The 12,126-nt window shown below is 69.0% G+C and carries 16 protein-coding genes; 7 read left to right on the top strand and 9 right to left on the bottom strand.

All coding sequences use genetic code 11. The features are described 5' to 3' along the window. Window positions 1–6 precede the first annotated feature (6 nt). Complete coding sequence (locus ABZX37_RS24590) at window positions 7–456, bottom strand: MarR family winged helix-turn-helix transcriptional regulator (protein WP_354743184.1); 450 nt, start codon at window positions 454–456, stop codon at window positions 7–9. 86 nt (window positions 457–542) lie between these two features. Between ABZX37_RS24590 and ABZX37_RS24595 the strand changes: the two genes are divergently transcribed. After that, window positions 543–947 (top strand): nitroreductase family deazaflavin-dependent oxidoreductase, encoded by a 405-nt coding sequence (locus ABZX37_RS24595; protein WP_354743186.1) that lies wholly within the window; start codon window positions 543–545, stop codon window positions 945–947. Between the two features lies 1 nt (window position 948). Here the strand turns inward: ABZX37_RS24595 and ABZX37_RS24600 are convergent, their stop codons facing one another. Further along, window positions 949–2,091: an FAD-dependent oxidoreductase gene (locus ABZX37_RS24600; protein ID WP_354743188.1), complete on the bottom strand. Its 1,143-nt coding sequence runs from the start codon at window positions 2,089–2,091 to the stop codon at window positions 949–951. A 70-nt stretch (window positions 2,092–2,161) separates the two neighbouring features. Here ABZX37_RS24600 and ABZX37_RS24605 point away from each other — a divergent pair, with 70 nt between their 5' ends. From ABZX37_RS24605 to ABZX37_RS24625, 5 genes are all read left to right on the top strand, one after another. Beyond that, window positions 2,162–3,037: a LysR family transcriptional regulator gene (locus ABZX37_RS24605; protein ID WP_354743190.1), complete on the top strand. Its 876-nt coding sequence runs from the start codon at window positions 2,162–2,164 to the stop codon at window positions 3,035–3,037. 203 nt (window positions 3,038–3,240) lie between these two features. Then, window positions 3,241–3,318, top strand: coding sequence for a tryptorubin family RiPP precursor (locus tag ABZX37_RS24610; protein ID WP_350539724.1), 78 nt, complete (start codon window positions 3,241–3,243; stop codon window positions 3,316–3,318). Window positions 3,319–3,396: 78 nt separating this feature from the next. Beyond that, window positions 3,397–4,440 (top strand): cytochrome P450, encoded by a 1,044-nt coding sequence (locus ABZX37_RS24615; RefSeq protein ID WP_354743192.1) that lies wholly within the window; start codon window positions 3,397–3,399, stop codon window positions 4,438–4,440. A 42-nt stretch (window positions 4,441–4,482) separates the two neighbouring features. Further along, window positions 4,483–5,262 (top strand): oxygenase MpaB family protein, encoded by a 780-nt coding sequence (locus ABZX37_RS24620; protein ID WP_354743194.1) that lies wholly within the window; start codon window positions 4,483–4,485, stop codon window positions 5,260–5,262. A 77-nt stretch (window positions 5,263–5,339) separates the two neighbouring features. Continuing rightward, on the top strand, window positions 5,340–6,305 hold the full coding sequence (locus ABZX37_RS24625; protein WP_354743196.1) for an ATP-dependent DNA ligase: 966 nt from the start codon (window positions 5,340–5,342) through the stop codon (window positions 6,303–6,305). On the opposite strand, the gene ABZX37_RS24630 is transcribed toward ABZX37_RS24625, so the two are convergent. From ABZX37_RS24630 to ABZX37_RS24640, 3 genes are read right to left on the bottom strand one after another with little or no spacing between them, the layout of a single operon-like run. Beyond that, window positions 6,288–7,025, bottom strand: a complete 738-nt coding sequence (locus ABZX37_RS24630) for a class I SAM-dependent methyltransferase (RefSeq protein WP_354743198.1) — start codon at window positions 7,023–7,025, stop codon at window positions 6,288–6,290. The genes ABZX37_RS24625 and ABZX37_RS24630 overlap by 18 nt on opposite strands. Next, window positions 7,022–7,420: a 6-carboxytetrahydropterin synthase gene (locus tag ABZX37_RS24635; protein WP_354743200.1), complete on the bottom strand. Its 399-nt coding sequence runs from the start codon at window positions 7,418–7,420 to the stop codon at window positions 7,022–7,024. The genes ABZX37_RS24630 and ABZX37_RS24635 overlap by 4 nt, the downstream gene beginning before the upstream one ends. An 11-nt stretch (window positions 7,421–7,431) precedes the next feature. Continuing rightward, complete coding sequence (locus ABZX37_RS24640; RefSeq protein ID WP_354743202.1) at window positions 7,432–8,406, bottom strand: zinc-binding alcohol dehydrogenase; 975 nt, start codon at window positions 8,404–8,406, stop codon at window positions 7,432–7,434. A gap of 33 nt (window positions 8,407–8,439) precedes the next feature. Between ABZX37_RS24640 and ABZX37_RS24645 the strand changes: the two genes are divergently transcribed. After that, on the top strand, window positions 8,440–9,156 hold the full coding sequence (locus ABZX37_RS24645) for a CDP-alcohol phosphatidyltransferase family protein (protein ID WP_354743204.1): 717 nt from the start codon (window positions 8,440–8,442) through the stop codon (window positions 9,154–9,156). Window positions 9,157–9,542: 386 nt separating this feature from the next. Here the strand turns inward: ABZX37_RS24645 and ABZX37_RS24650 are convergent, their stop codons facing one another. Genes ABZX37_RS24650 through ABZX37_RS24665 form a run of 4 tightly spaced genes read right to left on the bottom strand, consistent with a single transcriptional unit; the run spans window position 9,543 to window position 12,126 of the window. Next, window positions 9,543–10,253, bottom strand: coding sequence for a nucleotidyltransferase domain-containing protein (locus ABZX37_RS24650; protein ID WP_354743206.1), 711 nt, complete (start codon window positions 10,251–10,253; stop codon window positions 9,543–9,545). Between the two features lie 26 nt (window positions 10,254–10,279). Further along, window positions 10,280–10,675 carry a VOC family protein gene (locus ABZX37_RS24655; RefSeq protein WP_354743208.1) on the bottom strand — a complete coding sequence of 132 codons (396 nt, stop codon included), beginning with the start codon at window positions 10,673–10,675 and terminating at the stop codon, window positions 10,280–10,282. Between the two features lie 59 nt (window positions 10,676–10,734). Continuing rightward, window positions 10,735–11,463, bottom strand: a complete 729-nt coding sequence (locus ABZX37_RS24660; protein WP_354743210.1) for a class I SAM-dependent methyltransferase — start codon at window positions 11,461–11,463, stop codon at window positions 10,735–10,737. Between the two features lie 42 nt (window positions 11,464–11,505). Continuing rightward, window positions 11,506–12,126, bottom strand: coding sequence for a TetR family transcriptional regulator (locus tag ABZX37_RS24665; RefSeq protein ID WP_354743212.1), 621 nt, complete (start codon window positions 12,124–12,126; stop codon window positions 11,506–11,508).

The raw sequence follows: 12,126 nt of genomic DNA on the forward strand, positions 1-12,126 counted from the left end.
AGCCACTCACGAGCCGTACTGCTCGAACGTCTTCAGCGTCCTGATCACCATGGCCCGTTCGCCAGGACTCAACGGCCGCAACGCCTCTTCCCAAGCCTTCGCGCCGCGCGCGAGCCACGCGTCGACGGCCGGGCGCTTGTCCTCGTGGATGCTCACGATGGTGCGCCGCCGGTCGTCCGGGTCCTCGGTGCGCTCCAGGACGCCTTGCCGCGAGAGGTCGCCGACCATCAGACTCGCTGTGGTGGGCGCGATTTCGAGCCGCCCGGCGAGTTCGTTGACCGTCATCGGGCCGTCGAACAACAGGTAGGCCAGGAGCGACAGATGCCGCGGCGCGAGCGCGACGTCGTCGAGTTCCGGAGGCGGCGGCGTCCGCTTCGCGCGCCCGACGATGCGGGGCATGAGAAGCAGCAGTTCGCGGACCCCGTCGTCCAGGGTCGGGCCGGGCTCGGTGACCATGTCGCGACAGTACCTGCGCGTGTGTTGACAGCCCGATTCGCGCGATCCTAGGTTTGTTGTTACATCATCAACAGGGGAGTTCTCCGATGTCGGACTGGAACCAACAGATCATCGACGAGTTCCGCGCGAACGCGGGCAAGGTCGGCGGCATGTTCGAGGGCAAGAACATGGTGCTGATCACGCACACCGGTGCGAAGAGCGGCAAACAGCGGGTCAGCCCGCTGGTGTACACCACCGACGGCGACCGGATCGTGGTCGTCGCGTCCAAGGGCGGCGCGGACACCAACCCGGACTGGTACCACAACCTCGTCGCCAACCCGTCCGTCACGGTCGAGATCGGCACCGACAAGTTCCCGGCGACCGCGAAGCTCGTGGAAGACCGCGCCGAGCGCGACCGGCTGTACGCCGGAATGGTGGCGCACGCCGAGGGCTTCGCGGACTACGAGAAGAAGACCGAGCGCGTGATCCCGGTCTTCGTTCTCGAACGCTGACTCAGCTCAGCGGCTGTCCGTAGACGAAGCTCCGCAGCCGCCCGGTCGACATCGGGTCCAGCGGAGCGAACAGCTTGGCGTGCGCGGCCTGAATGGTCGCCGCGTCCGGCTCGATCACCGACAGCGCGCGCACGGTATAGCGCGAATCGGCGGTGAAGTCCGGCGCTGTCGAGCGCTGGTACGCGCCGCCGAGCAGGTCGATGATCAGCACGGTCGGGACGGGTGCGCCCGGGCCGGCGTGGTCGAGCACAGTGCTCAGCACGTCGTCCCGGAGCGTCGGCAGCACCCGGTTGTCACCGAGGTACGAGTGCGGGTTCGGCGGTTCCGCGGCGATCTTGCCGGAGTCGGTGAACGGCATCGTGGTGAGCGTTTCCCGCAGCGGCCCGAGCGCGCGCAGCGGCGCGACGAGTTCGTCGCCGCCGGAACCGAGATAGGCCACGCGGATGTGCGCGATGTGCTTGCCCCGCAACGGTTCCGGCACCATCGGCAGATCCGGGTACGGCAGCATCGCGACCGAGGTGCCGACGGTGTCCGGCAGGTCGGCGGTCCAGTCGCGCCAGGTGCGCAGGACGTCCGGGATCTTGGCGGTGTCGAAGTACAGGCCGCCGCCGTACAGCGTGGTCACCGGGACGAGGTCGAACTCCAGCGCGGTCACGATCCCGGCGTCGATCGGCCCGGTCATGGGAGTGCCGTCGGGCCGGACGATCTCGGCGGAGCGGACGCGGTCCGAGGCCAGGCCGAAGTGCCGGCCGAGGAGACCGAAGCCGCCGCCGAGGGTGTAGCCGACCACGCCGACGCCCGGAGCCGAACCGCTCAGCGGCGCGAGCCCGTGTTCCGCGGCGGCGGTGATGACGCTGCCCCAGGTGGTTCCGGCTTCGACGCGCGCCACGGCGCGGTCCGGGTCGACGGTCACGCCGGTCATCCGCCGCGTCGAGATCAGCACGCCCTCGGCCGGCGCGCGCAGGCCGTGTCCGGTCGCCTGCACGGAAACCGGCAGGTCGCGTTCGGCCGCGAGCCGGACCGCGGCGGCGACGTCGTCCGCGCTGGTGGCGGCGACGACCAGTTGCGGGGTGGAGGTGATGCCGGTCTGGAATCCGGCGATCTCTTCGCGGTAACCGGCCTGGTCAGGGGTGAACGTCTGCATGCCTTCAGCGTGCTGACAGTTCGGCGATAAGTCCAAGAGATACTAGTTCCGACAGCTAGAATGACTGGTTATGGAACTGCATCAGCTCGAGTACTTCGTCGCGGTCGCTGAGGAAGCGAACTTCACCCGTGCGGCGGCGCGGATGCACGTCGCGCAGCCCGGGGTCAGCGCGCAGATCCGGCGGCTGGAGCGCGAGCTGGGGCAGCCGTTGTTCGATCGGTCCGGCCGCACAGTACGGCTCACCGGGGTCGGCGAGGCCGCTTTGCCGCACGCCCGGGCCGCGCTGGCGGCGGTCGCGGCGGTGCGCGAGACGGTCGCGGAGCACGAGGGTCTGGTGCGCGGCCAGGTGGCGATGGGGATGGTGACTTCCCTCGGGCCGGTGGAGCTGCCGGAGTTCCTGGCCGAGTTCGCTGAGCGGTACCCCGGAGTGGAAATCACGCTCAGTGAGGCGAATTCCGATCTGATGGTCGACGCGCTGCGCGAAGGACGGCTGGACGCCGCGGTGATCGGCCTGGCCGACGTCGTGCCCGCTGGGCTCACCACGCAGATCGTGCTGGACGAGGAACTCGTCGCTGTCACCTCGCTGCGGGACGAGTTCGCCGACCGTGCCTCGATCACCTTGGCGGAACTGGCCGAACGGTCGTTGATTTGCCTGCCGAAGGGAACCGGGATGCGCGGTGTGCTGGATCGCGGCTTCGCGGCGGCCGGGCTGCGTTCGCGGGTGACGATCGAGGCGAGCGACCCGAACGTGCTGGCCAAGCTCGGGATGCGCGGTCTCGGGGTGGCGCTGGTCCCGTTGTCGCTGGCGCGCTACTACGCCGAGGAGTTGCACACCCTGCGGCTGCGACCGGAGTTGCGGGGGCAACTGGCGTTGGCGTGGCGGTCCGACGGTCCGGCTGGGCCCGCGGCCCGTGCGCTCATCGAGTTCGCCCAGTCGGTGCTCTAGCGGGTCGCGAAGGATACCGACGCCGCCGCGTATTCGCCAAGAAATTCGGGCTGGAATTCCCGAACCGACCTGCCGGAACTCCCGAAGAGATCCGCCGGAGTGGGCCGTTCAGGTTGTCTTGGCGCTCATTCCCGGGAATTCGCCGTACTGTCGGCAGCGGCCGCGAGTGCGGTCGAACTTTCCGAGAAGACGGAGGTATTTCCGTGAAGCTTGTTCGTCTCGTGCGCAAGGCCCTCCCGAGCAAGAGCCTGAAGTCTTACGCCTGGTACGGCTGGATCTGACGGTCTCATCAGGGCGGCACCGGCCGGTTCCGGAATTCCCGGTACCGGTTGGTACCGCCGCTCACGAGGAGTTGTTCGGTGACCATTCCCGCTGAACGGAACAAAGTGCGGCAGGTGGTATTCGCGCCGCGGATTCAGGAACTGTTCGACCGTTATCGGGGGAAATCCTTCTTTCGGCTGGAACCGGACACAGTCGGCGTCGCCGGGGCCGAGTTGATGGACGCGCTGCTGCGCAGCCGGCCGGCGAACGCCGAGGAGCGGCCGACGTTCAAGCCGGTGCGCGGCCGGGTCGTCACGCGGCCGGAATCGTCCGCGCTGATGCGGGCGGTCGGCGCGGACGTGCGGGCCGCGCTCAAGAAGCCGCTCGGTGCCGCCAGCCTCGCCGGAACCTGGCCCACCGTGCCGCACAACTACCTGCGTGACCTGGTCTTCGGCCGCGAACAGCGCCGGTTCCGGGTCCTCGTCGACCGCCGGTTGGAGCTCACGCCGAAGATCACCTGGGCCGCGGTCGCCACCGGCGCCGCGCTCTGGGGACGGCCCGCGCCCGAGGTCGCGCTGTCCGCTTTGGCGCGGATGGTGCTGGAAGCGGACACCTTCGAGCAGCGCCGCTTCGCGATGTACCTCTACCGGCGCGTGGCCGGGCCGATCTGCTTCACCGTCGCCGCGCTGGTCACGAACGCCTTGTGGCTCAGTTCGCCGCTCGACGACGACGTGCCGACCGAATACGTGCTCAACGAGGCGCTCCGTCTCCTGCCGCCGTCGTGGAACATCCTGCGGGTGCGTTCGCCGGAGTTCGCCGAGGTGGACGCCCGGATCGGCCCGGGCGACGACGTCCTGCTGCTGCCGCTGCTCAGCCACCGCGACCCTGAACTGTGGGACGCGCCCGACGAGTTCCGGCCGAGCCGCTGGGCCGCGCTGGACCCGGAGAACCACCCCGGTTATCTCCCGTTCGGGCACAGCAACGAACGCTGCTGGGGACGGCACATGGTGCTTCCGCTGGCGGCGCACGTGCTCGACCTGGTCCGGCGCGACGGGCTCGTCGTCGATCCGGCGCAGACGCGGGCCCGCGTGCACCTGGACGGCTTGCTGGAGGTGTCGGACGTGCGGGTCGTGCGTGCCTGACAGCTCTTGACAACGTGTCAACGGAGGCGTTCCCCTGGACGGATGCTCCAGGACGGCATGCTCGGCGTCAGCCTGCTCGCGGGCGGCGCGAACGTGATCATGCAGCTGGGCCGGCCGGAGGTCGGCTACGGCGTGCTGGAAAGCCGTGTCGATTCGGGGAATCTCTTCAAGCATCCGCTGAAACGCACGCGCACCACGGTCACCTACCTCGCGGTCGCCGTGCTGGGCACGGACGCTGACCGGGCGGCGTACCGGCGCGCGGTGAACACGGTGCACGCGCAGGTGGTCTCGACCGAGGCGAGTCCGGTGCAGTACCGGGCTTTCGACCGGGAGCTGCAGCTGTGGGTCGCCGCCTGCCTGTGTCACGGCGTGGAGGACGTGCATCGTGCGTTTCTCGGGCGGCCCGCGCCGGAATCGTGGTACGCCGAGGCCGCGGTGCTGGGCACGACGCTGCAGGTGCGTCCGGAGGACTGGCCGGACGACTTCGCCGCGTATTGGGCGGCCGGACTGGCCCAAGTGGACATCGACGACCGGATGCGGGAGTACCTCACGGCCATCGCGAATCTGGAATTCCTGCCGCGGCCGGTGTCTCTCCTCTTCGGACGGTTCCACCGCTTCGTGACGACCGGATTCCTGCCGGAGGTGTTCCGCGAGCAGATGCGGCTGCCGTGGTCGGCCGCGGATCAGCGCTGGTTCGATCGGCTGACGCGCGGGATCGGCCGAATGGTCGAACGGCTTCCGTTGCGGGTGCGGCGTTTCCCGTACGACGCTTGCCTCGTCGACTTCCGGCGGCGGCTGCGGAAAGGAAAACCGCTCGTCTAAGTGGTTGACCGGATTGCGGTGGTCGGCAAGGGTTGGCGTATGGCCACTGCCGACGTAATCCCTGCCGCGGAGGCAGCATGAGCAAAGCGGATGAGGTGCGCGAAGGGGTTTCCCTGACCAACCTCGACCAGGAGCTGTTCGTCGACGCCGGGGTGACGAAGCGCGACCTCGTCGACTACTTCGACGCCGTCTCGGGCCGGTTGCTGCCGGTGCTGCGCGACCGTCCGCTGTCGGTGATGCGGGTGCTGCGCGGGCAGGACGCGTTCATGCAGAAGAACCTGCCGAAGTACACGCCGGAGTGGGTGCCGCGGGCGAAACTGTGGGCGGAGAGTTCACAACGGACAGTCACCTACGGCCTGTGCAACGACCGCCGGACGCTGCTGTGGTTCGGCAATCAGCGCGCGGTCGAGCTGCATCCCGCATTGACGCGAGTGGAGCCGGTCGGCCAGACCGATCTGATCATGGACCTCGACCCGCCCGACGGCGCGGACTTCAGCGTCGCGGTGGCGGCGGCCCGGCTGGTGCGGCAGGCCTTGGCCGACGTCGGGCTCGCCGGTGCGTTGAAGACCAGCGGGTCCAAGGGCGTGCACGTGTTCGTGCCGCTGGTTCCCGGTCTGTCCTTTGAGGACGTCGCGGCCGCGACCCGGGCGGTCGGCGCGCGGGCGGAGCGGATCGATCCGCAGCTGGCGACCACCGCGTTCATCCGGGAAGACCGGCACGGCAAGGTTTTTCTCGATTCGACCCGCGCGGGCGGGGCTACCGTGGCGGCCGTTTACAGTCCGCGAATCCGGCCGGGCGCGCCGGTGTCGTTCCCGGTTCGCTGGGCGGACGCGGACAACGTCAAACCGGCGGATTTCACCGTGAAGACCGCGGTGGGGTTGCTGGGCAGCGCTGACCCGTGGGCGGAGGAATTGCCGGAGCCGCAGGAGCTTCCGGCGGATCTCGTGGCCGAGGGGCATACGATCCCGGTCGCCCGGGTCGCGGCGATGCACGAGGGCAAACGCCGGGCCCGGGCGCGACGGGAGTCAGGGGAGAGCGAGTAGATCCTGGTGGTGCACGGTGACCTCGGTGATTTGCCGGTCTTCGGGCACTGCCAGCGTCGCATCTTGTTCTCGTGCCGCGGCAACGAATCCGCGATACCAGGTGTCGATGAGTTCGCGGTGTTCCGGCCCGAGCCGCCACGGTGACGGTCTGGTGTGGACTGTCCAACCGTTCCGCTGGAACTCCGCCGCGGCGAAGGCGACGGCTTCCGGGCCCAGTTTTCCGTCTCGGCGTTGGTGGTTGTTGAAGGCCTCGTTGACTGCTTCGTCTGCCGCGCCCGAGGGCGCGAGGTGAGCTGATCCTGTCACGGACAACGTGAGCAATGCTGGACATTGAGCGTCTACACAGGACTTCACCAATCGCTGAATCTCCTCCTTGGTAAGGAGATCCAGCAACGCGGAAGCCGTCACTAAAGAAGTGCCGCTGATGTCCAGTCGGGTCACGTCAGCTCGTTCCGTCTCGACGCTGATCCCCGGGGGAAGGCTGCGCGCAGCGATCTCCAGCAACTGCGGGTCCTGGTCGTGCAGGATCCACCGCTGCGGCTTCGGAAGACGACCGCTCAACCAGCGTCCCATCGCTCCGGTCCCGCAGCCGAGATCCCGGATGACCGCCGGACTGGGCGGGAGCAACGCGACCAGGTCGGCCGCCCGGGCCGCGGTGTCGGCGGGTTCTCTGAGCGTCAGCCATTCCGGCGCGTAACCGGAAGAGTCCACTGTGGTCACAACGAACGCTCGTATCCGGCCGAAGCGGCGTGGGATTCGTGCAGCGTCACCGAAATCTGCGCCAGCCCGCGCGCGTTCTCGCCGAGTTCCCCGGCGTGGATCCGGTCCGCGAGCCGGTCGGCGATCACCTTGGCGAGGTATTCCGTCGACGTGTTGACGCCCGCGAAATCGGGTTCGTCGTCGAGGTTCCGGTAGTTCAGGTCGGCGAGCACCTCGCCCAGCCGCTGCGTGGCGAGCCCGATGTCGACGACGATGTTGTCCGAGTCCAATTCGGACCGCCGGAACGTCGCGTCGACCACGAATGTCGCGCCGTGCAAACGTTGCGCCGGGCCGAAAACCTCGCCGCGGAAACTGTGGGCGACCATGATGTGATCGCGCACGGTGACACTGAACAACGCGTTCTCCTTCAGGGGTAGGTGATCCGGTGAGCCAGTCCGCGCAGAGTTCCGTCCGCCAGTCGCGCCGCGACGTCCGGCAGTTCGGCGAAGGCGGATTCGCCGGTGACGAGGACGTCGAATGCCGGGTCCGCGAGCAGCCGCAACGCCAGCGCCATCCGATCGCCGTACCCGCGCCGCGCCGCGCGAGCAGGGGAGACGGTGCCGACCTGGCTGCCGCGCACGGTGAGCCGCCGCGAATGGAAGTTCTCGCCGAGCGGCACCGACACCTGACGGTCGCCGTACCAGCTCAGCTCGATCACCGTGCCCTCGTGGCCGAGCAGTTCCAGCGAACGCGCGAGTCCGGCGTCGGTCGCGCTGGCGTGCACCACGAGGTCGAGGTCGCCGGTCGCGGTTTCCGGGGTGGCGTAACGGATGCCGAACGCGTCCGCGACCTCAGCGCGGTCCGGGTCGGGGTCGACGAGCTGGACGTCGACGCCGGGAAACCGGGACAGCAGCCGTGCGACACTGCAGCCGACCATCCCCGCCCCGACCACCGCGATCCGGTCGCCGACCAGCGGGGCCGCGTCCCAGAGCGCGTTGACCGCGGTCTCGACCGTCCCGGCGAGCACCGCCCGCGCCGCGGGGACGTCGTCCGGCACCACCGTGACCGCCGCCGCGGGCACGACGTACTCGGTCTGATGCGGGTAGAGGCAGAACACCGTGCGGCCGGTGAGCTCAGGCGGTCCGGAAAGGACCTCGCCGACGTTCAGGTAGCCGTACTTGACCGGCCACGGAAAGTCGCCCTCCTGATACGGCGCGCGCATGATGTCCTGCTGGCTCGCGGGCACGCCGCCGCGCAATACGAGACTTTCCGTGCCGCGGCTCAACGCCGAAAATCGCGTTCGGACCAGCACTTCGTCGGCTTGTGGAGCAGCCACCTCCGCTGATCGGACCTCCCCGCCCGCGGCCGAAGTGAACCAGAAAGCCCGCACCGCCCGTGTCAAGGTTGTCCTCCGTTGCTGCCGGATCGAGGCGAAATGGCTGTCTCCACCTGTACACGAACCCCGGCCGAGCTGGGTTCAACTGTCGTCCAGCAGGCCCCCGCGCTGCTGGCGCAACTCGCGCTGCTGACGTTGCTGACCGTCACGACCGGCCTGGGCCTGGCCGGCTGGGCAGTCGGCGTCGCCTACCTCCTCGGCCTGTTAGTACTGCTCACCCAGGGTGCCTGGCGGATCCGCGTCTACCGGCTGGGCCCCGCCGACCAGGTGACCCTCGCCCGAGCGGCCCTGATCGGCACCGTGACGGCCTTGGTCGCCGACCGCCTGGGCGGGCACCCGCCGCTGGCCCTGATCGTCCCCATCGCAGCGGTCGCCCTGGCCCTGGACGCACTAGACGGCTACGTCGCCCGCCGCACCGGAACCGTCTCCGCGCTGGGCGCCCGCTTCGACATGGAGGCGGACGCTTTCCTGATCCTGGTGCTGAGCGTCCTGGCCGCCACGACGGTCGGCCCGTGGGTCCTGGCAATCGGCCTGATGCGATACGCCTTCGTCGGGGCAGCCCGCCTGTGGCCGTGGCTCCGAGCGCCGCTGCGCCCGAGCCGGGCCCGAAAGGCAGTCGCGGCCTTGCAAGGAATCGCCCTGACCGCCGCCGCGGCCGGACTCGCGCCGGTGGTTTTGGCGGGAATCGCGGTGGCGACGTTGAGCTGGTCTTTCGGTCGCGATGTGTGGTGGCTGTACCGGAACCGTGTCGTCTGAATTCCACTGCCGCGATTCTCCACGGCCGGGGTTTACGTATCGGAAACCGTGCTTCTCGCACTGTCGTGGCTCTTGTTTCCGCAGCACCGCGAAAAGGGCCAGCCGTTCGCCCCGCGCAGCTCTGTCTCAGCAGACTACCGCAGGTAGAACGACTGGCCCCGGGATGCGGTATCGGCCCCCCTCCGGCTGATCGCCAACCTCCCAAAGTCCACTCTAGCGGTGCCCGAATACCTCCGCTTAACCCGTCCGTGGTTAACCGGCGCGCATTCCTTTTCGGGGTATTTGTCGGTGAGTCAATAGTGTGGAGAATTGCGCTCGAGCTGCGGATCTCTGGTGATTAGCGATCGCAAAAAGAAACCGTACGGGGATCTTGCTGGCTCCTCCGGTCAGGGGCGGCGGGGGTCGGTGACGCGATAGCTGTCCCACAGCGGTCCGCCCGCGCGGTCGAGCACCGTGCGGGCGACAGCGCCGAGCCGTGGCGCATCGGGCGCGGCGGCGGCCAGTTGTTCGGCCAGCTGGGGGTCGTGGTCGTGGAGTTCGCGCCACAGCCATTTGCCGCTGCCCTGCCAGTGCTGTTCGGCCAGCAAGGCCAGTTGCGCGGTCTTTGTCAGCACTCGAGCGGCGATGAAGGCGATCTCGGCCGGGTCGTCGGCTCCGGTCAGGTCGTCGAGCAGGTCGGTGAGTTCGTACCGCTGAGCGTCGAGCTCGCCCGACGTCGCGGCGGCGGGGCCGGCGGTCAGCCGTTTTCGCATCTCGGCCTGCAGCCGGGAGCCGAGGCCGTCGCGATCGGCCACGAGCACTCCGTCGGCGATGAGCCGGGGGATTCCGGGCCAGCGGCGTGCCAGATTGTCGGCGCAGTAGGCCCGCAAGGTCTGTTCGTCGTGCACCAGCGCTTCCACCGGCCAGTTTTCCCAGCGAAACGAATGCCGGTACGGGGCGTCGCGGGGCTCGGTGATCACCACGAGGTCGAGATCGGACGTCGGCGTGCGCCGGTCGGTCAGCGCGCTGCCGCCGACGACCACGACCCGTGCGTCCGCGAACAACCGGTTGGCAAGCTCGCTGGCGGCGGCGACTGGCTCACTTCTCCGCGGGTCCAACGCGCGGTCCCCCTTCCGTCAGCGCCTCAGCCTTTGGCGCTCAACTGCCACGACACGCCCCACCGGTCGTTGACCCACGCGAACGGGCCGAAGCCGTAGTCGTCGAGCGGCATCAGCGTTCCGCCGCCTTCGCCGAGGGTCTCGTAGATCCGCTTGAGTTCGTCGGCCGAGTCGACGGTGACGAACAGCGAGGTCGACGGCGTGAAGTCGAAGGCGTGCTGGACGAAGCTGTCGCTGCACCGCACGCGCTGCCCGGCGACGGTGAACTCGGCCATCACGATCGTTCCCTCCGGGCCGGGGCCGCCGGCGGCGTAGCGCTCCTCGGACAGCACGGAGTCGCCGGGGAACAGCGAGGTGTAGAAGGCCATCGCCTCGGCGGCGTCGCGCTTCTGGAACATCAGGAACGGCACCAGGTCGGTCATCGGACTGCCCTTTCGCAGGTTGGGGTCAGGTCCGAACGTGGCATTGACAAGAAGTTTTGTCAAGCGCGCAGCACGACGCAGGCGAAGCCGAACGAGTGCCGGTAATCCCGGAGCCACTCGTCTCGATGTGTCGCCGCGGCGGCGAGGGCTTCGGCCTGGTCAGGGTCTTCCGGGTGGTCCAGCGCCCATTCGGTGAGGCTGCCGGTCCACGACCATTCGTAGGCGTCCAGTTCGCCGCGCGTGCTGGTGTGGCCGTGGGTCGGCGTCCAGCCCGCGGCAATCACCTGGTCGAGAAGTTCCGGCAGGTCGGGCAGGTCGCCGAAGATTTCGACGGCGGCGGGCGTTGGTTCGGATTCCCAGTAGGCGTCGCCGATCAGGGCGCGGCCGCTGGGGCGGACGTGGGCTCGCAGCGCGGCGAGGGTGTCCGTCACTCCGCCGAAGGCGTGGGTCGAGCCGATGCAGAGGACGGTGTCGAATTCGGCCGCGGCGGGGAATTCGGCGGCTGACTGCTGGTGGAGGGTCAGGCGGTCGGCGACGCCCCGTTCGGTTGCGGTGGCGCGGGCGCGCGAGAGGGCGAATTCCGAGGTGTCGACGCCGACCGCGCGGAGTTTCGGGTACGCGGCGAGGGCGCGGATGAGCCATTCGGCACCGCCGCAGCCTAGGTCCAAAACAACCGCGTTCTCGTGCGGGATGCTGCGGTCTAGCAGGCGTTGGACCTCGTCGTCGCTGATCGGGGACGCGATGGGGCGCCGGGTGTGGGCGAGTGCGGAAAGTCGTTCGCGGTTCACGCGCGCCACGCTGGCACGCGCGCCCCGAAACGCGCATCTCGTTTACGAGCGGGTGCGCATCGACGCTGACGGGGCGGTACCGAGCACGCGAGTGGCGACCCAGGCCAGGCCGTCTGCGGTCTCGGCGGGTGTGCCCGACGGCTGCATCACGTGGCTCAGCACGGTGCGGACGACGAGGTCCATGACCACGGTGAGCTGGCCGTCGTCGAGCGGCGGCGCGTAGCTGCGGACCCGGCCGCGCAGGACGGCTTTCGCTTCGGTGAGCAGGGTGCCGGCGCGGGTGGTCAGCAGTGGCAGGAATTCGTTGTCGGTGCCGTGCGTCGCGGAGGCGATGGCGCGCAGGAGGATGTTGTCGTCGGCCAGTTCGAGGACCGCGCGGACGGCGTCGTAGATCGCCTCGACCAGGTCGTCCGGATGCCGGTCGAACGCGGTGCTCACGACGGCGAGGAACCGGCGGAGCTCGTGCGAGATCATCGACTCGGCGAGCGCGGTTTTCGAGCCGATCTCGTTGTAGACGGTCTGCCTGCTCACCCCGACCAGGTCGGCCAGCCGCGCCATGGTGACCGCTGACCAGCCGGATTTCGCGGTGAGTTCGATGGCGGCGGTGATGATGGGCTGCCGGTACTGGCCGCCAGTGGGCACCGGAAGGCTCATAGCCGTCAT

The sequence above is a fragment of the Amycolatopsis sp. NPDC004079 genome, from assembly GCF_040610415.1.
Lineage (GTDB): Bacteria > Actinomycetota > Actinomycetes > Mycobacteriales > Pseudonocardiaceae > Amycolatopsis > Amycolatopsis halotolerans.